We start from the raw sequence: 20580 nt of genomic DNA on the forward strand, positions 1-20580 counted from the left end.
CGGGGATTTCGTCGTCCGCCGCTTGCGGCTCTTACTTCACGGCGCCAAAAGTCAGGCCGCGCACCAGCTGCTTCTGGCTGAACCAGCCCATGATCAGGATCGGGGCGATCGCCAGTGTCGAGGCCGCCGAGAGCTTGGCCCAGAACAGGCCTTGCGGGCTTGAGAAAGAGCTGATGAAGGCGGTAAGCGGCGCGGCGTCGGTGGTGGTCAAACGGATCGTCCAGAACGCCTCGTTCCAGGCCAGGATGATGTTCAACAGCATGGTCGAGGCGATACCCGGCACCGCCATCGGCGTCAGCACGTAGATGATCTCGTTCCACAGCGAGGCGCCGTCCATGCGCGCCGCTTCGAGGATCTCGCCCGGAATCTCGCGGAAGTAGGTGTAGAGCATCCAGATCACGATCGGCAGGTTGATCAGCATCAGCATGACGGTCAGGCCGATGCGGCTGTCGAGCAGCCCGCTGTCGCGGAAGATCAGGTAGATCGGGAACAGCACCGCGACGGCCGGCATCATCTTGGTGGAGAGCATCCACATCAGGATGTCCTTGGTGCGCTTGGTCGGCGAGAAGGCCATCGACCATGCCGCCGGGATGGCGATGATGAGCGCAAGGACGGTCGAGCCGACCGACAGGATCACTGAATTCAGGAAGAACTTGAAGTAGCCGCTCTGCGCCTGCACTTCCGAATAGCTTTCCGTGGTGCCGGACGGGATCAGGGCGAAGCCCTGGATCGCCTCCTGCTCCGACTTGAAGGAGGTGATGATCGTGTAAAGGATCGGAAAGAAGATCAACAAGGCGACGATCCAGGCCGCGGCGGTGGCGATCGTCTTGTGCTGGGTGGTGACTGCGCGTGCCATGGTCAGGTCCTCCCGTATCGGCGATGTTGGCGGCAGGGTCGACCCCCACTCCGGTTTGCTGCGCAAACCACCTCTCCCCCGATCGACGGGCTAGAGGAAGGGCGAGGCTTCGATGCAGGCGTTTCCTCTCCCCCGGGCAGGGGAGAGGTGTCCCGCGCAGCGGGACGGAGTGGGGGTGGTTCAGCGCACTTGGCATCGTCTCCCCCTTACTTGTCCAGGTTCTTGCCGACGGCGCGCATGACGAAGAAGGCGACGATGTTGGCGAGAATGACCGCGATGACGCCACCCGCGGAGGCCTGACCGATTTTGAACTCCAGCAGCGCCTTCTGATAGACGAGGAAGGGCAGGTTGGTGGAGGCGTAGCCCGGGCCGCCATTGGTGGTGACCAGGATCTCGGCATAGATCGAAAGCAGGAAGATCGTCTGGATCAGGATGACGACGGTGATGGCGCGCGACATGTGCGGCAGCGTCAGATACCAGAAGCGGCTGAGGAAGCCGGCGCCGTCCATCTCGGCCGCCTCCTTCTGCTCGCCGTCGAGCGACTGCAGGGAGGTGAGCAGGATCAGCGTCGCGAAGGGCAGCCACTGCCAGGCGACGATGAGGATGACCGCCGTCAGCGGGTGCTGGCCGAACCAGTCGATGGGGTTGGCGCCGAAGAAACGGGCAATATCGGCGAAGACGCCGTATTGCGGGTGCATGATCATGTTCTTCCAGACAAGGGCTGCGACCGGCGGCATGACGAAGAAGGGCGAGATCACGAGGATGCGCACGATCCCCTGACCCCAGATCGGCTGGTCGAGGAGCATGGCCAAAAGGATGCCGCCCACCACGGTGATGACCAGCACGCTGACCACGATGGTGAGCGTGTTGAGAATCGACTGCAGGAAGGCCGGGTTGGAGTAGAAGAGCTTGTAATTGGAGAACCAGACGAACCCGTCACGGATCGGGTTCAGCGGGTTGTACTGGAGGAACGAGAACCAGATCGTGAAGACCAGCGGCACGATCATCCAGATGAACAGCAGGATGACCGATGGCGCCATCATGAAACGGGCAAGCGAACGGGTTTGCTGAGTAGCCATGACGGTCACCCTCCAAATGTCAGCCGGATCTTATAGTCGTGCCACAATTTTCCTGATTGTGAAGGTGGCCGCCCGAACTGGGTTTCGGGCGGCCATTGCCGGTCATGATGCGCTACCGGCGCTCGGCACCGGGAGGAGCCTTACTTGATGTAGCCGCCTTCGGTCATCGCCGCGGTCGCCGCGTCCTGGGCCTGCTTCAGCGCGTCGTCGACGCTCGACTGGCCGGCAAGAGCGGCGGAGAAGAGCTGGCCGACCGTGGTGCCGAGACCCTGGAATTCAGGGATGGCGACGAACTGCACGCCGACATAGGGCACCGGCTTGACGGTCGGATGCGTCGGATCGGCGGCGTTGATGGAGTCCAGCGTCATCTTGGCGAAGGGCGCCGCCTTCTGGTACTCCGGATTGGCGTAGAGCGAGGAGCGCGTGCCCGGAGGAACGTTGGCCCAGCCCTCCTTCGAGGCGACCAGCTCCGCATAGTGCTTGCTGGTAGCCCACGACACGAACTTCTCGGCGGCGTCGGCCTTTTGCGTGCCGGCGGGGATCGCCAGCGACCAGGCCCACAGCCAGTTGCCGCGCTTGCCGAGGCCGTTATCGGGCGCCAGCGCATAGCCGACCTTGTCGGCGACCTGCGAGGCCTTCGGATCGGAGACGAAGGAAGCGGCGACGGTGGCGTCGATCCACATGCCGCACTTGCCCTGCTGGAACAGCGCCAGGTTCTCGTTGAAGCCGTTGGAGGAAGCACCTTCCGGGCCGTCGGCCTTCATCAGGTCGACATAGAACTGCAGCGTGTTCTTCCATTCCGGCTGGTCGAATTGCGGCTTCCAGTTCTCGTCGAACCAGCGGGCGCCGAAGGAGTTCGACATGGCGGTGAGGAAGGCCATGTTCTCGCCCCAGCCGGCCTTGCCGCGCAGGCACACGCCGTTCACGCCGTTGGCGCGGTCGGTCATCTTGTCGGCCGCCTGCTTGATGAAGTCCCAGGTCGGCGCGTCGGGCATCTTGAGCCCGGCCTTCTCCATCAGGTCCTTGCGGTACATGACGAAGGAACTCTCGCCGTAGAATGGCGCTGCATAGAGCTTGCCGTCGACCGAAAGGCCGCCGGCGATGGCCGGGATGATGTCCTTGACGTCGTAGTCGTCGCCGAGCTTGTCAAGCGGCAAGAGCCAGCTCTGCTTCGCCCAGATCGGGACCTCGTAGGTGCCGATGGTCATGACGTCGTACTGGCCGCCCTTGGTGGCGATATCGGTGGTGACGCGCTCGCGCAGCACGTTCTCCTCAAGCGTGACCCAGTTGAGCTTGATGTCGGGGTTGGCCTTCGTGAAGTCGTCCGTCAGCTTCTGCATGCGGACCATGTCGCCGTTGTTAACAGTGGCGATGGTGATGGATTCGGCATGCGCGGCGAAAGCGAGAGCGCTGGCCGACAACAGGCCCAGGGTGAGCGTGCGAAGTTTCATCAATTCCTCCCATAAACCAAGATGAGCATTTGCCTTGGCTGTGGGCAATTACTCACCAAGCGTGAATTATGTCAAGCCGGAATCGATGCTGCAACGCAGCACAAATCGAAGCCGCCACCTGTCGGGGCAGCGGCGAAGGTCCGGCTTGGAGGCTGTTGTCGTGTCCGGCTACTGGCAGGCGATCTCGGCGAGGATCCAGTCGCGGAAGGCGCGGATTTTCGGCACGTTGCGCCGGGCGGTGGGATAGACCAGCCAATAGGCATGGCCGTCGTCGCCGACCAGGTCGAAGGGCTGGACCAGCCGGCCATCGGCGAGTTCGTTCTTGAACAGCGCCCTGGTCAGGATCGCCACGCCGTGGCCGGCCATGGCGGCATTCGCCTCGTAGGCCTGCGCGCCCATGCTGGAGCCCGGCCGCTTGGCGAGGTCGTGTCCAGCGACACCGGCGGCCTCGAACCATTGCGTCCACCAGACATCGCCGGGATCGAGGATCGGCAGCCGCAAAAGGTCCGCCGGCTCCTTGACGCCGCCGATGCTCGCCGCAAGCTTCGGGCTCAGCATCGGCGTGAAATCGGCGTCGAGCAGTTTGTGCGCCTCCAGGCCCGGCCATTTGCCGCCGCCCGAGCGGATGGCGATATCGACATCCTCGCGTGCGAAATCGGTCAGGCGGCTCGACGTATCGAGCCGCACGGCAATTGCTGGATGGGCAAGCTGGAACGAGCCCAGATGCTGCGCCAGCCAGTTCGAGGCAAAAGTCAGCACGGTGGTTACGCACAGCAAGCCGTCGGCGCCGCCACGCGCGGCGGCGTAGGCCTGACCCAGAATGGCAAAGGCCTCGCTGACGGCAGGCGCCAGGCGCCGGCCTGGCTCGGTGAGTTCGATCTGCTTGGGACGGCGCAGGAACAACGGCGCGCCGATGCGCTCCTCGAGCAGCTTGATCTGGTAGCTCGCGGCGGCCTGAGTCATGCCGAGTTCCTGCGCTGCCCTGGTGAAGGAGAGATGCCGGGCCACCGCTTCGAACACCCGAATCGCCTGCAGCGGCGGTAGCGGCGCGAGCTGTGGGGAGCTCAGATCGGGCATAAAACCTCCTTATGGGTCATGATCGAGGTTTAATTGGAAGCGCGAAGCCGCCAACCCGATATTTGGGGTCGACGATCAATCCAGTTCAAGCATGGCGAAGGCTGACGATCATGACCACGATGCAGGAAAAAATCGTTTCGACCCCGGCTCGCAGTTGGATTTCGCTGCTGGCGCGGGAATTTTCATGGTTCGCCAGCCGCAGGCGCGGTTATGTCGATATCCGGGAATTGTCGCCGCATCTGCAGCGGGACATGGGGTTTCTCGACGGCAACGATCCGCGCGAACGCTACGAATAGCCGGGGCTCCCTTTTATCGGCGAGCGGCGCTGATCATGATGATGCATGGGCCTTCCGGGCCTCCGGCTCCGGTCACGCGCCGCCGAGAAGCGCGGCGGCCGTCCGTTCATCGGTGATGAGGCCGTTGACCAGCCGCCGGTTCACGGCGGCGAGGATGCCCGGCAGCTTGCGCTCGCCCATGGCCAACGCGATGACCAGCGATCTCTCGCGCGACGGCAAGGCGGCGGACGACACCCGATCGTTGGTGATGCCTTCGATCATGCGGCCTTCGCGGTCGAACACCCAGCCGACGATCTCGGCGACGCCGCCCGCCTTCTGCAGCGCCTTGAGTTCCCCTTCCGAAATGAAGCCGTCCTCGTAAAGCGGCGCCTTCGGGCCGAGATCGCCGATGCCGACGAAAGTGACGTCGGCTTCCGCGGCGAGCGCCAGCGTCGGCTGGATCATCGGCTGGCTGAGCAGCATGTCGCGCTCTTCCGGCGAGGAGGCGATGACCGGCAGCGGCATCGGGAAGGAGCGCGCCTTGACCCGGTCGGCCATGGTGAAGATGACGTTGTAGAAGGCGGCCGAGCCGTCGGGCGAGATGTTGCCGGTCAAGGACACGACCTTGTGCTGCGGGCACTCCATCGGCGGAAGCTGCTCGATCGCCGCCTTTAGCGTGCGCCCGGTGCCGATCGCCATGACGATCGGCGCGGCCGAACGCAGCCGCCGCTCGATCTCGGCCGCCGCCGCCTCGGCGACGCCGATCGTCGTCGAGGACGAGGTCGGATCGCTCGGCACCACTTCGACCAGATCGAGCGCGAAGCGCGATTTCAGCCGCGCGGCAAGGTCGAGGCAATTGGCGATCGGATGATCGACGCGCACCTTGATCAGGCCTTCCGACATCGCCAGCGACACCAGCCGCTGCGCCGTCTGCCTGGAAATGCCGAGCTTGGCGGCGATCTGATCCTGCGTGTTGCCGGCGACGTAGTAGAGCCAGCCGGCGCGCGCAGCGTCGTCCAATCTGGTGTTGCCGGTTTCCTGTCGCGAGTTCACATCCTGCCTCCCCAGCCCGCACGTGGGCGGGCGCTATAGATTACAGCGAAAGCGGTCATGCGCAATTGTCAATTGAAAGAGCAATTGCTTACCGCGAGCAACTGTCGCGGACGAATCAATTCGCCTTGCTTCAACCATTTGCCGGCCGGACGGTTTATCTCGATGGGGAAAGGCATTATGGGATCGGCAAAAGGAGCCTCGCATGACGCCGAAAGCGGTTTTCTGGGACATGGACGGCACGCTGGTCGACAGCGAGCCGCTGCACGAGGCCGCCCTCGTGGCCGCGCTGCGCAGCGTCGGCATCGCACCGCCGACCGATCTGCACGAACGGGTGCTCGGTATCGCGGCATGGCCGGTCTACGAAATGCTGCGCGACCAGTTCGGCCTCGACCTGCCCTTCGACGACTGGATCGTGCGCAAATACGACCACTATCTGCCGATGGCCGAAACGCTGAAGCCGCGCCCCGGCGCGATCGAAGTGTTCAACGAACTGCGCGCGTTGGGCGTCGAGCAGGCCGTGGTGTCCAATTCCGACCGGCTGATCGTCGACGCCAATCTCGGCGCGGTCGGTCTCGTCTATCCCGGCATGCACACGGTGAGCCGCAATGACGTGCGCCTGGGCAAGCCGCATGCGGAACCGTTCCTGCGCGCCGCCTATCTTGCGGGCGTCGACCCGGCGGACGCCGTCGCGGTCGACGACAGCCGGACCGGCGCCATGGCCGGACTGGCGGCCGGCATGAAGACGATCTTCTGGCCGGAGGCGCCGTTGGAAGGACCGCCCGGCGCTGTCGTCATCAACAGCGCGGATGAATTGCGGGCGCAATTGGGGCTCTGAGCAAACTTCCGAGCGTCAGCGCTGGCTCTCATCCGCCTGCCGGCTGGTCTTTGGCGATAGCGTGCATGGCGGCTTGGCGCACGCATTGTCTAATGTAGCGCTGGTCGACCCCCACTCCGTTCGGCTTCGCCGAGCCACCTCTCCCCCGATCGACGGGGTAGAGGAAAGGCGCCAGGCTTTTTGCCGTCAACGCTCGTCCAGCAAGGCTTCCTTCCTTTCCCTCCGGAGGGGGGAAAGGTGGCGCTGCGAAGCAGCGACGGATTGGGGGAAGCACGTGGCAATCAAGCCGCGGCCTTACCAGTCACGCCGGTCACGGAAGATGTGTGCATTGCGTGGCGTAACCGGGGAGCAGGACAAAAGCTTCAGTTCCGGTAAACAGGCTCTTCCTCGTCGAGGATCGCTTTCAGCTCCGAAAGATGGCGCTCGGCCTGGCCGGGATAGTCGTCCACCTCGCGCGCCGTCTTTTCCGCGATCTCGTCGGAGAGCGTGCGCAGCGGACGGCCGGTCCACAGCGCCTTGATGTAGGTCTCGGCGGCGCGCTCGAAATAGAACATGCGGTTGAAGGTGTCGGCGACAGTGTCGCCGATGACCATCACGCCGTGATTGCCCATGACCATGACCTTGACCTTGGGGTCGGTCAGAAGCTTGGAGCAGCGCTCGCCCTCCTCCTCGAAGGCCAGCCCGCCATAGTGGGCGTCGACCACATGGCGGTTGAAGAACATGGCCGAGTTCTGGTCGATCGGCGGCAGCGTCGAGTCGGCCAGCGAAGCGAGCACGGTAGCGTGGATCGAATGCACATGCATGGCGCAGCGCGCATGCGGCACGTTGCGATGGATGGCGCCGTGCAGGCCCCAGGCGGTCGGATCGGGCGCATTCGGGCCTGACAGCGTGTCGGGATCGTTGGCGTCGATCAGAAGCAGGTCGCTCGCCTTGATGCGCGAGAAATGCACCTGGTTGGGATTCATCAGGAATTTCGTGCCGTCCTCGTTGACCGACAGCGAAAAGTGGTTGGCGACCGCCTCATGCATGTTGAGCCGCGCCGTCCAGCGGAAAGCGGCGGCGAGATCGACGCGCTCCTCGTAATAGGGCAGGTTGCTCAGCGGTTCCTTGTGCAAACGGGCAAGGCTCATCGAAAATCCTCCGGTTCTGGCGGTTCTGCTTTTACGCAATTCCGGACGGAAAACCGCTACGCACTTTTCCTGGAATTGCTGGAGAATGCCGCGCCCAACCGCATCCAGCAACCGCAAACTGGTGGGTCAGGCCGTGGATCAGGCCGCCGGCCGCGCCGATTGCAGCCCGCCATGCTCGACGATGAAGTCGATCACCTCCTGCAACCCCTTGCCGCGCGACAGATCAGTGAAGCCGAAGGGCCGCTTGCCACGTATGCGGGTGGCGTCGCCTTCCATGACGTCGAGGTTGACGTTCACATAGGGCGCCAGATCGCTCTTGTTGATGACGAGGAAATCCGAGCGCGTGATGGCTGGACCGCCTTTGCGAGGAATGTCCTCGCCCTGGCAGACCGAGATGACATAGAGGGTCAAATCGGCAAGATCCGGCGAGAAGGTGGCGGCAAGGTTGTCGCCGCCGGATTCGATGAAGATGACGTCGAGGTCGGGGAATTTTTTGTTCAGCTCGGCGATCGCCCGCAGGTTGATCGAGGCGTCTTCGCGGATGGCGGTGTGCGGGCAGCCGCCGGTCTCGACGCCGACGATGCGCTCCTCCGGCAGCGCCTGCAGGCGAGCCAGCATCATGGCGTCTTCCTTGGTGTAGATGTCGTTGGTGACGACGGCGATGGAGAACCGGTCTCGCAGCGCCTTGCAGAGTTTTTCGGTGAGCGTCGTCTTGCCGGAACCGACGGGACCGCCGATGCCGATGCGAAGGGGGCCATTGGCTTGTGTCATGCCGGAAACTCCGTGATGGCGAGGATGGCGAAGCCCAGCCCGATCAGCAGGCAGAGCGGCGAATAGAGGCGCTGGTCGAGCCGCGCGAAAGGCTGCTCCGGCGCCAGTTGGCGCCACCAAGGCGTGAAACCGGCGATGCCGCGGCCAAGGAAAACGAGACCGATCAGCAGCGCGGTGGCGGCAAGCCCCTGCTTCGGAAACGGCGAGGCAAAGACGCTTTCGAGCGCCAGAGGCCAGAGCGTGGCGAGCGCGAGGCAAGCAGCGACAGCGAAGCTCGCCAATGACGACGGCATTTCGTCGACGTCGCGAAAGCCGACGACGGCGCGGGCGCAGGATTTTGCGTCCGTTCCCGGCCAGACGCCGCCGATGCCCCAATAGACATGCAGCGTGGTGATTAGGAGCAGGACGACAGAAAGGGCGAAGGCGAGAATGGTCATGAGCGGAACAGACGAGAGTGTTGGGTTTCGTGCTTCATCGCCACGATGTCGGAGATGAAGGCGGAGCCACCGAGATCGTCGAGCGAAGAATTGGCGGCACGAGCGGCCGCCGACAATGCCAAGGATTCAAAGCCGGCTAATAAAGCGACGGCATCGACCTGCCCTGCAACGCCGAGCCGGATGGCGGCCTGCACGAGGTTGGAGAAAAAGGCCTGCAGGAAAGCCGACAACGCCTCCGCCAAGCCGATGCCGTGGCTCCCGGCAACCGCGCCGACGGCGACGCAATAGGGGCAATCGGCGGGCAAGCGCTCCAATGCGGGACACAGCCAGGCCGAGGCCGCCTTGAGGAAAGCCGCGCCCTGCAGCATGGTTTCCAGGTGCCGCTCCCGCGAGCCGGTGAGCGCCTCGGCAAGCGCGGCCACTTCCGTCAGATCGCCGCCGTCACGCGCGCGCCGCCAGCTTTCGGCGAAGAGCACGGCATCGTTCCAGCCCGAGCCCATCTCGACCAGTGTTTCCAGCCAGGCGGCAAGATCTTTGCTGTCGGCGATCAGCCCGTCATGCACGGCACGTTCGAGGCCATGGCTGTAGGAAAAACCGCCGACCGGAAAGGACGGCGACAGCCATGCCATCAGCCGCAGCAGCGCGGCGCCGGTAGGCCGCTCAGTCATGGTGATGGTGATGGCCATGGTCATGATGTTCATGCGAGTGATCATGATCGTGATGGCCGTGATCGTGATGGCCGTGACCATGATGATCATGGTCGTGGCCATGGCCGGAGTAGGCGCCGCGCACCGGATTGAACGGTTCCAGCACGTCGTTGACGGTGGCGCCGAGCCCCTCCAGCATCGCCTTGATGACATGGTCGCGCAGGATGAGGATGCGATCCGCATCGATGCTTGCTGCGAGATGACGATTGCCGATGTGCCAGGCAAGCTCGGTGAGATGCACGGCATCGCGAGCGCGGATGTCGTAGACCTCTTCCGGCGCGGCGACGATCTCCAGCTGACGACCGTCCTCCAGCACCAGCCGGTCGCCATTGTTCAGAGCCACCGGCTCCGGCAGGTCGACCAGAACCTTGCCGCCGCCCGCCGTCTCGATGGCGCGGCGGCGCAGATGCCGCTCGTCATGGGCAAGCACCGCCTTGTCATAGACCACGGCCGCGCCCGCCTCGCGGGCCGGAACCACCGAGACGGCACGCGGAAACTTGGTGAAATCGGTGCGGATATCGAGCTTCATTTGAAGGCTCCTCCATTGGCTTGCGCGCGAGCGCGGGCCGGGCGCTGCAGAACACGATCGAAATAGGCATTAACCCGATCGGAGTCGATCGGGAACCGGCCGGCGCGGGCCCAACCGCCGATGTCGCCGAGCAGCACGTCGACCGCCGAAAAGCGGTCACCGAGCGCGAAGGGCCTGTCGCCGAGCCGGCGGGCAAGCGCCTTCACTTCGGATGCAAAGTCATGCGCGGTTGCAGGGCCGACATCGACGCGCACGTCCTTGGGCAGCAGGAAACGATGGCGCAGCTTGTTCCACAGCGGCGCTTCCAGCTCGCTCTGGGCGAAATGCATCCAGGAATCGATCTCCGCGCGGCCGGCGAGGCCCGGATTGGCGCCCATGCCCTTATCCGTATGCTTGTCCGCCAGATAGACGCAGATCGCCGCCGAGTCCGTGATCTTCAGGTCGCCGTCGATCAGGATCGGCACCTTGCCGGAGGGGTTCAGCGCATAAGCCTCGGGCGAGCGCAGCTTGACCTCGACGAATTCGTAGGGCTGCCCGAGCTCCTCGAGCATCCAGAGCACGCGGCTGACGCGGGAACCTCGCGATCCGACGGCCTTGTACATGGTTGAGCCCTGCCTTTTCCTCGACCCTAAACTATCCCACCCGTTGACCCAATGCCGCTCAGACGATGGTGTCGAAGAGCCGCAGGATGAAGGATATCTGGTAGATCAGGGCCGCCGCGACGAAGGCGATGTGGAAGCGGCGGTCGCGCACCAGGATCGCGACAAGGCAAAACGCCACGAACACCGGCGTGCGGATCAGATATTCATTGCCGAAGCGGGCGAAATGCTCCGGGCCCTTGAGCAGCGTGTCGATGATATCGAGCAGATAAGTTGCGCCGAGCACGCCGAAGAACCAGGCGCGCCGCGAATAAAAATAGTCCTCGTAGCTGGTGTAGTCGAGCATCGAATCCGGAAACAGCAGCGCGCAAAGCAGGAAGAGCGTGATGGCGTAGAAGATGATGAAAAGGTACTTGCCGAAGGTCCATGACTGGATGGCGTAGAGCCCGAACTCCCACCACCAGAAATGCACCAGCATCAAGAGAACCGAGCCGACCCAGGCGAGATGCACGGCATAGAGCCGGTACTGGCCGGGATGCTGGACGATGCGGGCGACCCCCGACAGCAATCTGGTAACGCCGAGGCCGATCACCATGCCCATGACGATACGGATATGCGGAAAAATGTCGTGGGGAGAGGCGATTTCGGTGGGCATGGTTGTCCGCTATGCAGTTGCTCAACCGCATAGTGCAGGGTCCACACTCCAGCCGCAACGGAATTTGCCCGCTCACCGGAAAGCGCAATCGGCCTAAAACAGAAAATATCGCTGCGCCATCGGCAGCACCGTCGCGGGCTCGCAGGTCAGGAGCTCGCCATCGGCGCGCACCTCATAGGTCTCCGGATCGACCTCGACATGCGGCGTGGCGTCGTTGAGCACCATGGAGTGCTTGCCGATGCCGCCGCGCGTGTTTTCCACCGCGACCATCGCCTTGTCGACACCGAGTTTCTCCTGCAAGCCGGCCTCGAAGGCGGCCTTGGAGACGAAGGTCACCGACGAGTTGGTCAGCGCCTTGCCATAGGCGCCGAACATCGGCCGGTAATGCATCGGCTGCGGCGTCGGGATCGAAGCGTTGGGATCGCCCATCGGGGCGGCGGCGATGGTGCCGCCGACCAGCACCATTTCCGGCTTGACGCCGAAGAAGGCCGGATTCCACAGCACCAGATCGGCGCGCTTTCCCACCGTCACCGAGCCGATCTCTTTCGACAAGCCATGCGCGATCGCCGGGTTGATCGTGTATTTGGCAATGTAGCGGCGGACGCGGAAATTGTCGTTGTCGCCGGTCTCCTGCGGCAATGATCCGCGCTGTCGCTTCATCTTGTCGGCGGTCTGCCAGCAGCGGATCGCGACCTCGCCGACGCGGCCCATGGCCTGGCTGTCGGAGGAGATGATGGAGAAGGCGCCGATATCGTGCAGTATGTCCTCGGCCGCGATCGTCTCCTTGCGGATGCGGCTTTCGGCAAAGGCGATGTCCTCGGGGATCGACGGCGACAGATGGTGGCAGACCATCAGCATGTCGAGATGCTCGGCCAGCGTGTTGACGGTGTAGGGCCTTGTCGGATTGGTCGAGGACGGGATGACGTTGGGCAGGCCGCAGACCTTGATGATGTCGGGCGCGTGGCCGCCGCCGGCGCCCTCGGTGTGAAAGGCGTGGATGGTGCGGCCCTTGATCGCCGCTACCGTGTTCTCGACAAAGCCCGATTCGTTCAGCGTGTCGGTGTGGATCATCACCTGCACGTCGTAAGCGTCGGCGACCGACAGGCAACAGTCGATCGCGGCCGGCGTCGTGCCCCAGTCCTCGTGCAGCTTCAGCGAGCAGGCGCCGGCGAGCACCATCTCTTCCAGCGCGGCGGGCTGCGACGCATTGCCCTTGCCGGACAGGCCGATATTCATCGGGAAAGCGTCGAAGGACTGGATCATGCGCGCCATGTGCCAAGGCCCCGGCGTGCAGGTGGTGGCCAAGGTGCCATGCGCCGGACCGGTGCCGCCGCCCAGCATCGTGGTGATGCCGCTCATCAGCGCTTCCTCGATCTGCTGCGGGCAAATGAAATGGATATGCGCGTCGAAGCCGCCGGCCGTCAGGATCTTGCCTTCGCCGGCGATGATCTCGGTCCCCGGGCCGATGATGATGGTGACGCCGTCTTGCGTATCCGGGTTGCCGGCCTTGCCGACCGCAGCGATGCGGCCGTCCTTCAGGCCGATATCGGCCTTGACGATTCCGGTCAGCGCATCGACGACCAGCGCGTTGGTGATGACGGTGTCGACGGCGCCGCCGGCTCTTGGCACCTGGCTCTGGCCCATGCCGTCGCGAATCACCTTGCCGCCGCCGAACTTCACCTCCTCGCCATGGACGGTGAAATCCTTCTCGACCTCGATGAAGAGCTCGGTGTCGGCCAGCCGCACCTTGTCGCCGACCGTCGGGCCATACATCTGCGCATAGGCGGCACGGGTGATTTTGGCCATCAGCGATTGCTCCCGAAAGTGAGGTTGCCGAAAAGGTTGATCGGGCCTGGTGCGCACATTGTCGCCATCCAATGGTCACGCAATGACCCGCTCAGCGACACTTTGCGTTCCCATTTGGGCGTTCCCATCTGGCGGCCGAGGTGGGCGGGATCACTCCGAAGCCGTTTGCCAAACCGATGGAAGGAATATCCATGCGCAAGACGATCGTTTTCGCCGCTGCCGCCACCTTGATGCTGGCGGATGCGGCCAGTGCTCAGCAGCAGCCCGCGCCGCAGCCGAGCCCGGCGCCGACCGCGCCTGCACCCGCCAAGCCACCGACGATCGAGAGCGTCAGCATCGTCGACATCACCGAACTGCCCAAGGACACGCAAACACAGGTCAACCAGATCGTGGCGCAACGCGGCGACGCCGGCCTGCAGACGTTGCGCAAATCGATCGACGCGACGCCGAAGGTGAAATCCGCGCTCGAAGCCAAGGGCATGAGCTCGGCGCAGGTGATTGCCGCCAGCCTGCAGCCCAATGGCGCGCTGACCCTGATCACCAAGAAGGCAAGCTGACCGAGAGCGATTCCAGGAAAAGTGTGTAGCGATCTTCCGTCCGGAATCGCGTAAAAGCAGGGCCCTGGAAAAGTCGCCTGGCAAGCGCTGGCGGGCCGGTTTCAGGCTTGCCGGCGCAAGGTCCAAGGGAACCTGTGGCCCATAAGAGTCGTTTCGCTCTTTTCGCCCCACCGGAAATTCAGTCAGGAGCGAGCGATGAAGGGCCGCGTCCAAATAGCGTTTCCAGCTATGGCGGCGGCCATGTTTCTGACAGCCGCCGTGCCGCGCGCCGCTTTCCCGGCGCAGCCGCTGGACAACACCAAGCCGGGTGCGGCGATTGTCGACTCCGACATCCGGCAGGAAGAGACGCTGTCGAAGACGGAAGCCGGCAAGGTCATCACCGCCATTGACCGCACACGCGAGAACATCGGCACGGTACGCAAGACGACCAAGCTCGACACCGTCGATATCGTCTTCCTGACGGATGCGGCACGCAGCGAGGGCGGACCGCCGCCGGCGATCGAGAACAAGGTGAAGCAGCATCAGGACGACGTCACGGAACTGCGCCAGGAAATCGAAGCGAACGCGCTGCTCTTCAATGCGATCGATTCGCGGCGCGTGCTCGCCGACGACGTGCTCGCCGTGGAATTCGACAATCCCGGCAAGATCGTCATCTACGCGGCCGCCAAGCCTCCGCCGAAGTGATTTGAGCGCGCCGCCATACCTCACAGCTTGCCCATCACCTTCTGCTGAAATCCATAGACCTCGCGCTTGCCGCCGAACGGCACCAGCGTGACGTCGCGCTCCTGTCCGGGCTCGAAGCGCATAGCGGTGCCGGCGGCGATGTCCAGACGCATGCCGCGAGCGCGTTCGCGGTCGAATTTCAACCCCTCATTGGTCTCGAAGAAATGGTAGTGGCTGCCGACCTGGATCGGCCGGTCGCCGCTGTTGGCGACCTTGAGCGTCACCGTCGGCAGACCTTTGTTCAACTCGATCTCGCCCTTTGCCGTGATCACTTCGCCCGGATTCATCGCGCCCTCACAGCATTCCGAAGGCAAGGCCAATGCCGACCGCCGCACAGGCAGCGCCGGCGGCACGCGCCAGGCCGCGGAAGCGCAGCCCAAGGCCGAGCGCGGCCGCGATCCCTGCGGCATGAAGAAGCGCCGTCGCGGCGGCAAAGCCAGCCATATATTCGAGGCCGCCGGCATTCCGCGGCACCTCGGTGCCATGCGCATGGCCGTGGAACAGCGCGAACAGGCCGATGACGGCGATGCCGGCCGAGACAGGCAGGTCGACCGCCAGCGCGACCAGCAGGCCAAGCGCCACGACCGAAGCGAGGATACCCGGCTCGACGAGGGGCACCGGCACATGCAGCATGCCGAGCGCGCCGCCCGCGAGCATCACGCCGACGAAAGCAAGCGGCCATGCCCAGATAGCCCTGCCGCCCTTCATCACCGCCCACAGGCCGACGGCGATCATCGCCGTCATATGGTCGAGGCCGGACAATGGGTGCGTGAAGCCGGCCGCGAAGGACGAGGTCGTGCCGATGCCGACATGGGCGTAAGCCGGCATTGCTGCTGCCAAGAGCAGGAGCGCGGCGAGCGAGATGCGTTTCGTCGAAGCGGAGATCATGGGCGGCTTTCCTTTCGATGTTGCCGGATCAGGCGGCCTTGCGCGGGCCGCAGCCCTCGGCCTTGAGCACACGCCTGGTCGATGCCGGATACTTCTTCAGCATTGCCGCCGGCCGGATCGGCCGCGGTGCAAAATTGCCGCCGCAGTTCGGGCAGACACCGCCGAGCACATCTTCCGCGCAGTCGGCGCAGAAGGTGCATTCGAAGGTGCAGATCCGCGCATCGATAGCCTCCGGCGGCAGGTCCTTGTCGCAGCATTCGCAATTGGGCCTCAGTTCCAGCATCGGTTCCTCCTCACCGGATCGGCCCTCACCTGATCGGCTCGTGCACGGTCACCAGCTTGGTGCCGTCGGGAAATGTCGCCTCGACCTGGACGTCGTGGATCATCTCGGCAATGCCGTCCATGACCTGGGCGCGGGTGACGACATGCGCGCCGGCCTCCATCAGCTCGGCCACCGAGCGGCCGTCGCGGGCGCCCTCGACGACGAAGTCGGTGATCAGCGCGATCGCCTCGGGGTGGTTGAGCTTGACGCCGCGCTCCAGCCGCTTGCGCGCTACCATCGCCGCCATGGCGATCAGCAGCTTGTCCTTTTCACGCGGCGTGAGATTCATGCGTCTTCCCAGTATTCGAGATCAAACTCAGAGTGACCATAATTTGGGCAGGCCCGCCCGTCCGTTGAGCAATTCGACGAGCGGAACCAGCCGCTGGCGGAGCTGGTAGCCGTCGCCGGCGGTGAGCCTCGCAAGAAGCTTGCCAGATTGCCCGACGCTCCAGAAGCTGGCGCCGCTCCAGCCACCGACGTGGGGATCCCCGATGATCTCGCGCGCCGGCTCCAGCAGGGTTTCCGCACGCGGGGCCACGAGAAGCACCGTTGCAATCGCGCGCGCGCCGCCGGCCACCGCCTGATGCTGGAGCCTGGCCGCGATATCCGGGCCGATGCGAAAATCCTCGGCATGGATGAGCCGGCCGTTCTGATGGACGCGCCAGCGGTCGTGGAAATTGCCCAGAAGCGTCCGTTCGCCCATCGCCAGCCGGCCGAACAGCGTCGCCTCCAAAAGCAGCGCTTCGGCATCCGCCGCAAGCTTCACATCGAGCGTCCTTGCAAAGGCCGCCTGGTCGAAAACGATCGTTTCCTGCGGCAGCCAGGCGATTTGGCCGCCGGCGCCGACATCGAGGGTGACTGTCGTCTCGGCGCGATCCGATGCGGCGCGATAGATCTTCTCGCAGGCCTGTGTGGTGATGGAGGCCGCGGCGCCGTCGCCGACCTCGATAGACCAGCCAAGCCGATCGCCGCCGGTCAGTCCGCCGGCCGTATTGATCAGCACGGCCTCGAGCGGGTCGCCTTGCACCGCCGGCATGCGAATCTTGGCCGATCCGTCCTGGTAGAGGCGTCGAAGGCGGGTCCGGCCGCCGCTCTTGCCGCAGAAAAGCCTGCCTCGCCCGGCAACACGTTGCACGGCGGGCGGGGAAACCAGGATATCGTCGATCGTGTCCACGGCCCCAACGTTAAGCACTCCGGTGGCTTTGTCGATATATAGCTTGTTGCTTGACATCGTTTCGGTTTCTATAGAGGGAGCCACCTTGGAGCGGTCACGCGATGCCTGGCGAGGTAGGGGCGACGGCGTTTGTGAATCCGGGGACGAAGGGGCGCTGATCAGTTGGCGTCAGAAAACGACAGGGGAAGGAACCGAATGGCTGACCAACTGACGAGCGAAATCATCGAAAAGATCAAGGCGCATGCCGAGACTGGCGGTGAGGAAATCACCACCAGCACCGATCTCAACACGCTTGGTATCCACTCGCTGGAGCTGACCGAGATCATCTTCGACCTCGAGGAGAAGTACGGCATCGAGATCGAGATGAACACGGTCGACGCCTGGAGCAACCTCAAGAACGTCGGCGACATGGTCGAGGCGGTTCGCGAATTGATCGCGAAAAAAGCCTGATTGCATGCTGAAGCGCGTCGTCATCACCGGCATTGGCGGAATATGCGGGCTCGGCAACGATGTGCCGGCGATCTGGGACGCCATGCGCGCCGGCCGCTCGGCAATCGGCCCGATCGAGAACCCGTCCCTGCATGACCTGAAGGTCAAGGTCGGCTGCGAAATCAAGGAGTTGCCCGATCACGGCATCGACCGCAAGCAAGTGGTGTCGATGGACCGCTTCAGCCTGCTGGCGGTGATCGCGGCGCGGGAGGCGATGCGGCAGTCCGGGCTCACCGCGCATGCCGACAACACCTACCGGATGGGCGCAACCATAGGCATCGGCGTCTGCGGCTTCGAAACGATCGAGGAAAATTACCGCGCCATCCTTCTCGAAGGGCGCAACCGCGCCGCCATCTTCACCGTGCCGAAAGTGATGCCGGGCGCCGCAGCCGGCCAGGTCAGCATGAATCTCGGCCTGCGCGGCCCGGTGTTCGGCGTCACCTCCGCCTGCTCTTCGGCCAACCACGCGATCGCCTCGGCCGTCGACCACATCCGGCTCGGGCGCGCCGACGTCATGGTCGCCGGCGGCACCGAAGCGCCGCTGGTCTGGGGCGTGCTCAAGGGCTGGGAGGCGCTGAGGGTGCTTTCGCCCGACACCTGCCGGCCGTTCTCGGCCGACCGCCAGGGCCTGTCGCTCGGCGAAGGCGCCGGCATGGCGGTGCTGGAAAGCTACGACCATGCCATGGCGCGGGGCGCCACCATCCTCGCCGAGATCGCCGGCGCGGGCCTCTCGGCCGACGCCTCCGACATCGTCGCGCCCACGGTCGAGGGACCGGAAGCAGCGATGCGCTTCTGCCTGGTCGATGCCGGGCTCAACCCCGAGGATGTCGACTATCTCAACGCGCATGGCACCGGCACCAAGGCCAACGACCAGATCGAGACCGCGGCGATCAAGCGCGTCTTCGGCGAGCATGCGCGGTCGCTCTCGGTCTCCTCGACCAAGTCGATGCATGCGCATTGCCTCGGCGCGTCGGGCGGGCTGGAGATGATCGCCTGCGTCATGGCGATCCGCGACGGCATCGTGCCGCCGACAGCGAATTTCCGCGAGCCCGACCCCGAATGCGATCTCGACGTGACGCCGAACGTGGCGCGGGAGCGCAAGGTGCGCACGGCGCTGAGCAACAGTTTCGCCTTCGGCGGCACCAATGCGGTGCTGGCGTTCAAGGCGATCTGATACGGGCAATCCGACACGCCCGCCATCCGCCGGAACGCGTTTCTGGCCTGACGGGAATGCTTTGATGCTCCCGTGCACGGCGAGTCGATTGCCGACATATTGATCCCGAGGGGTCAGGGTCCTAATTCTTGCCGACCTGCCAAGCACCCATTCGGCGCCAATCCGCACCCGGAGCCACGATGACCGACCTGACCGCCTTTCCGATCGCCCAGCGCTGGCCGGCCAGGCACCCCGACCGCCTGCAGCTCTATTCCTCTCCGACGCCCAACGGCGTGAAGATCTCGATCGCGCTGGAGGAGATCGGCCTTCCCTACGAGCCGCACTATGTCGACATCGGCAAGAACGAGAGCTGGACGCCGGAATTCCTGTCGCTCAACCCCAACGGCAAGATACCGGCGATCATCGACCCGAACGGGCCGGGCGGAAAGCCGATCGGGCTGTTCGAATCCGGCGCCATCCTGGTTTACCTCAGCGACAAGACCGGCAAGCTCATCCCGGCCGATCCCATCCGGCGTTACGAGACGATCCAGTGGGTGTTCTTCCAGATGGCGGCGATCGGCCCGATCTTCGGGCAGGTCGGCTTCTTCAACAAATTCGCCGGGCGCGAGATCGCCGACAAGCGGCCGTTGGAACGCTATCGCGACGAGTCGCGGCGCCTCATCGGCGTTCTGGAAACGCGGCTGAAGGGCCGGCAATGGATCATGGGCGACGAATACACCATCGCCGACGTCTCGATGCTCGGCTGGGTGCGCAACCTGATCGGCTTCTACGAAGCGCGCGAGCTTGTCGGCTTCGACGATTTTCCAACCGTGGCGGCGTGGCTGGAGCGGGGCCTTGCCCGACCGGCCGTGCAGAGGGGCCTCACCATCCCGGCGAGGGGCTGAGCGCGCTCTATTTGGTCTTGGCTTTGGCGCCGCGACGGCCGAGCACGGAAGCGGCAAGCCGCGCGGTGGCCACCACCGCGCCGGTCGCGACGCTTGCGACCGTGCGGATCGGACCCGACTTCGCCGCCGGCTTATGCGACTTCGCGGCCTTTGCGGCGGTCTTGTGCGCCGCGCCGGGCACGACTTGCTTGGGCGCCGCCTTGCCGAATGTCGGCTTGGCGTCCTTGGAGCGCTCAGCCGTTGCCGGAGCAGTGCCGGCTCTGGATTGACTAGCCCTGCTTCTGGCAGGCGCGGGTTTTCTGGTCTTGGTTGCCATGGCACGGTTCCCTGTTATTCGCGCAAGTCCGGCCGGAAAACCGTTACACACTTTTCCTGGAATTGCCTCGGCGCCGGACAATTGGGAGTACGGCCATAACGACTTGTAAGTCTTAAGGTTCCCGCCAAAAAATAGTGAAAATTGAGCAGGTTAACCAATAACCAGATCGGCCTCCCGGCGCCTGGCCAGCACGCGCTCGATGTTCGGCATGTCGTTGGAGACGATCCAGGCGCGCGCGTCCTCGTCGGACTTGCCATGGCCGCGCCAGCGCTCCATCAGGCGGCGCTCGAGCTCGCCTCGCGGCACATCGACGAAGATGGTGAAGTCGAACAAGGGCGCCAGTCGCGACCACGGCTCCTCATCAAGGAGGAGATAATTGCCCTCGACCAGGATGAACTTGGTGTCCGCGGAAATGATCTCGGCCGCCGCGCGCGACAATTCCATGCTGCGGTCGAAGACCGGAATGGCAATGTCCGGCTCGCCGGAGCGGATACGCTTCAAAAGCGTCTCGAAGCCGGCAAAATCGAAGGTTTCCGGCGCGCCCTTGCGCGAACGCAAACCGCGGCGGTTCAGCACGATGTCGTCATAGTGGAAGCCGTCCATCGGCACGACTTCGGACGTGCCCTCGGGCAGCAGCTCGTGCAGCCGGCCCGATATGGTCGACTTGCCGGCTCCGGGCGGACCGGCAATGGCAACGACGAAACGCTTTGCCTTGCCGGCGCGCTTGAAGATGGCGGCAGTGATATGGGCCAGGTCAGACATCGGCGCCTCTTCGCTAGCTACTCCGGCCGCA

At 64.3% G+C, this 20580-nt stretch carries 27 protein-coding genes; 7 read left to right on the forward strand and 20 right to left on the reverse strand.

All coding sequences use genetic code 11. The annotated features are described in order from the left end of the window. Positions 1–31: 31 nt before the first annotated feature. The 4 genes from QAZ22_RS02275 to gcvA form a co-directional block, all read right to left on the reverse strand. Entirely contained in the window at positions 32–856 is an 825-nt protein-coding gene (locus tag QAZ22_RS02275; protein ID WP_278205374.1) for a carbohydrate ABC transporter permease, read from the reverse strand. A 206-nt stretch (positions 857–1062) separates the two neighbouring features. Then, positions 1063–1935 carry a sugar ABC transporter permease gene (locus QAZ22_RS02280; protein ID WP_278205375.1) on the reverse strand — a complete coding sequence of 291 codons (873 nt, stop codon included), beginning with the start codon at positions 1933–1935 and terminating at the stop codon, positions 1063–1065. A 140-nt stretch (positions 1936–2075) separates the two neighbouring features. After that, a complete protein-coding gene (locus QAZ22_RS02285; protein WP_126090732.1) occupies positions 2076–3386 on the reverse strand; it encodes a sugar ABC transporter substrate-binding protein in 1311 nt (436 codons plus the stop codon). Positions 3387–3554: 168 nt separating this feature from the next. Beyond that, the gene (gene gcvA, locus QAZ22_RS02290; protein ID WP_278205378.1) at positions 3555–4463 is read right to left on the reverse strand and encodes a transcriptional regulator GcvA; all 909 of its coding nucleotides are present in this window, start codon (positions 4461–4463) and stop codon (positions 3555–3557) included. A gap of 110 nt (positions 4464–4573) precedes the next feature. Between gcvA and QAZ22_RS02295 the strand changes: the two genes are divergently transcribed. After that, a complete protein-coding gene (locus QAZ22_RS02295) occupies positions 4574–4759 on the forward strand; it encodes a hypothetical protein (protein ID WP_278075033.1) in 186 nt (61 codons plus the stop codon). Positions 4760–4831: 72 nt separating this feature from the next. On the opposite strand, the gene QAZ22_RS02300 is transcribed toward QAZ22_RS02295, so the two are convergent. After that, entirely contained in the window at positions 4832–5791 is a 960-nt protein-coding gene (locus tag QAZ22_RS02300) for a sugar-binding transcriptional regulator (protein WP_278075032.1), read from the reverse strand. 202 nt (positions 5792–5993) lie between these two features. Here QAZ22_RS02300 and QAZ22_RS02305 point away from each other — a divergent pair, with 202 nt between their 5' ends. Beyond that, positions 5994–6626, forward strand: a complete 633-nt coding sequence (locus QAZ22_RS02305; protein WP_278205380.1) for an HAD family phosphatase — start codon at positions 5994–5996, stop codon at positions 6624–6626. 362 nt (positions 6627–6988) lie between these two features. Here the strand turns inward: QAZ22_RS02305 and QAZ22_RS02310 are convergent, their stop codons facing one another. The 8 genes from QAZ22_RS02310 to ureC all read right to left on the reverse strand — a co-directional run bounded on the left by QAZ22_RS02310 (position 6989) and on the right by ureC (position 13263). After that, positions 6989–7756, reverse strand: coding sequence for a class II aldolase and adducin N-terminal domain-containing protein (locus tag QAZ22_RS02310; RefSeq protein WP_278205382.1), 768 nt, complete (start codon positions 7754–7756; stop codon positions 6989–6991). A gap of 138 nt (positions 7757–7894) precedes the next feature. Then, positions 7895–8527, reverse strand: coding sequence for an urease accessory protein UreG (ureG, locus tag QAZ22_RS02315; RefSeq protein WP_278205384.1), 633 nt, complete (start codon positions 8525–8527; stop codon positions 7895–7897). Then, positions 8524–8964: a DUF3995 domain-containing protein gene (locus QAZ22_RS02320; protein WP_278205386.1), complete on the reverse strand. Its 441-nt coding sequence runs from the start codon at positions 8962–8964 to the stop codon at positions 8524–8526. The genes ureG and QAZ22_RS02320 overlap by 4 nt, the downstream gene beginning before the upstream one ends. Next, complete coding sequence (locus QAZ22_RS02325) at positions 8961–9632, reverse strand: urease accessory protein UreF (protein ID WP_278207769.1); 672 nt, start codon at positions 9630–9632, stop codon at positions 8961–8963. The genes QAZ22_RS02320 and QAZ22_RS02325 overlap by 4 nt, the downstream gene beginning before the upstream one ends. Continuing rightward, the gene (locus tag QAZ22_RS02330) at positions 9625–10200 is read right to left on the reverse strand and encodes an urease accessory protein UreE (RefSeq protein WP_278205388.1); all 576 of its coding nucleotides are present in this window, start codon (positions 10198–10200) and stop codon (positions 9625–9627) included. Before QAZ22_RS02330 ends, QAZ22_RS02325 begins: the two co-directional genes overlap by 8 nt. Then, positions 10197–10802, reverse strand: a complete 606-nt coding sequence (locus QAZ22_RS02335; protein WP_278205389.1) for a glutathione S-transferase family protein — start codon at positions 10800–10802, stop codon at positions 10197–10199. Before QAZ22_RS02335 ends, QAZ22_RS02330 begins: the two co-directional genes overlap by 4 nt. Positions 10803–10860: 58 nt before the next feature. Next, positions 10861–11454 carry a hypothetical protein gene (locus QAZ22_RS02340; protein ID WP_278205390.1) on the reverse strand — a complete coding sequence of 198 codons (594 nt, stop codon included), beginning with the start codon at positions 11452–11454 and terminating at the stop codon, positions 10861–10863. A 93-nt stretch (positions 11455–11547) separates the two neighbouring features. Next, on the reverse strand, positions 11548–13263 hold the full coding sequence (ureC, locus tag QAZ22_RS02345; protein WP_278207770.1) for an urease subunit alpha: 1716 nt from the start codon (positions 13261–13263) through the stop codon (positions 11548–11550). A gap of 188 nt (positions 13264–13451) precedes the next feature. Between ureC and QAZ22_RS02350 the strand changes: the two genes are divergently transcribed. Both QAZ22_RS02350 and QAZ22_RS02355 read left to right on the forward strand, forming a co-directional pair. Then, complete coding sequence (locus QAZ22_RS02350) at positions 13452–13817, forward strand: hypothetical protein (protein ID WP_278205391.1); 366 nt, start codon at positions 13452–13454, stop codon at positions 13815–13817. A gap of 240 nt (positions 13818–14057) precedes the next feature. Then, positions 14058–14501, forward strand: coding sequence for a hypothetical protein (locus QAZ22_RS02355; RefSeq protein ID WP_278205392.1), 444 nt, complete (start codon positions 14058–14060; stop codon positions 14499–14501). A gap of 20 nt (positions 14502–14521) precedes the next feature. On the opposite strand, the gene QAZ22_RS02360 is transcribed toward QAZ22_RS02355, so the two are convergent. From QAZ22_RS02360 to QAZ22_RS02380, 5 genes are read right to left on the reverse strand one after another with little or no spacing between them, the layout of a single operon-like run. Then, positions 14522–14827: an urease subunit beta gene (locus QAZ22_RS02360; RefSeq protein WP_278205393.1), complete on the reverse strand. Its 306-nt coding sequence runs from the start codon at positions 14825–14827 to the stop codon at positions 14522–14524. 7 nt (positions 14828–14834) lie between these two features. Continuing rightward, a complete protein-coding gene (locus tag QAZ22_RS02365; protein ID WP_278205394.1) occupies positions 14835–15428 on the reverse strand; it encodes a HupE/UreJ family protein in 594 nt (197 codons plus the stop codon). Positions 15429–15456: 28 nt separating this feature from the next. Then, on the reverse strand, positions 15457–15711 hold the full coding sequence (locus QAZ22_RS02370; RefSeq protein WP_278205395.1) for a DUF1272 domain-containing protein: 255 nt from the start codon (positions 15709–15711) through the stop codon (positions 15457–15459). A 25-nt stretch (positions 15712–15736) separates the two neighbouring features. Continuing rightward, entirely contained in the window at positions 15737–16039 is a 303-nt protein-coding gene (locus QAZ22_RS02375) for an urease subunit gamma (RefSeq protein WP_040975088.1), read from the reverse strand. A 27-nt stretch (positions 16040–16066) separates the two neighbouring features. Continuing rightward, complete coding sequence (locus QAZ22_RS02380; RefSeq protein WP_278205396.1) at positions 16067–16924, reverse strand: urease accessory protein UreD; 858 nt, start codon at positions 16922–16924, stop codon at positions 16067–16069. Between the two features lie 195 nt (positions 16925–17119). On the opposite strand from QAZ22_RS02380, the gene QAZ22_RS02385 reads away from it, so the two are divergent. From QAZ22_RS02385 to QAZ22_RS02395, 3 genes are all read left to right on the forward strand, one after another. Further along, positions 17120–17374, forward strand: a complete 255-nt coding sequence (locus QAZ22_RS02385) for an acyl carrier protein (protein WP_278075019.1) — start codon at positions 17120–17122, stop codon at positions 17372–17374. 4 nt (positions 17375–17378) lie between these two features. After that, entirely contained in the window at positions 17379–18587 is a 1209-nt protein-coding gene (locus tag QAZ22_RS02390; protein WP_278205397.1) for a beta-ketoacyl-[acyl-carrier-protein] synthase family protein, read from the forward strand. A gap of 179 nt (positions 18588–18766) precedes the next feature. Then, entirely contained in the window at positions 18767–19471 is a 705-nt protein-coding gene (locus QAZ22_RS02395; RefSeq protein WP_278205398.1) for a glutathione binding-like protein, read from the forward strand. Between the two features lie 7 nt (positions 19472–19478). Here the strand turns inward: QAZ22_RS02395 and QAZ22_RS02400 are convergent, their stop codons facing one another. Together QAZ22_RS02400 and QAZ22_RS02405 are read right to left on the reverse strand one after the other, a co-directional pair. Next, complete coding sequence (locus QAZ22_RS02400; RefSeq protein WP_278205399.1) at positions 19479–19787, reverse strand: hypothetical protein; 309 nt, start codon at positions 19785–19787, stop codon at positions 19479–19481. Positions 19788–19937: 150 nt separating this feature from the next. Further along, positions 19938–20549, reverse strand: a complete 612-nt coding sequence (locus tag QAZ22_RS02405) for a nucleoside triphosphate hydrolase (RefSeq protein ID WP_278205400.1) — start codon at positions 20547–20549, stop codon at positions 19938–19940. Between the last annotated feature and the right edge of the window lie 31 nt (positions 20550–20580).

Source organism: Mesorhizobium sp. WSM4906, assembly GCF_029674625.1.
In the GTDB taxonomy this organism is placed as follows: domain Bacteria; phylum Pseudomonadota; class Alphaproteobacteria; order Rhizobiales; family Rhizobiaceae; genus Mesorhizobium.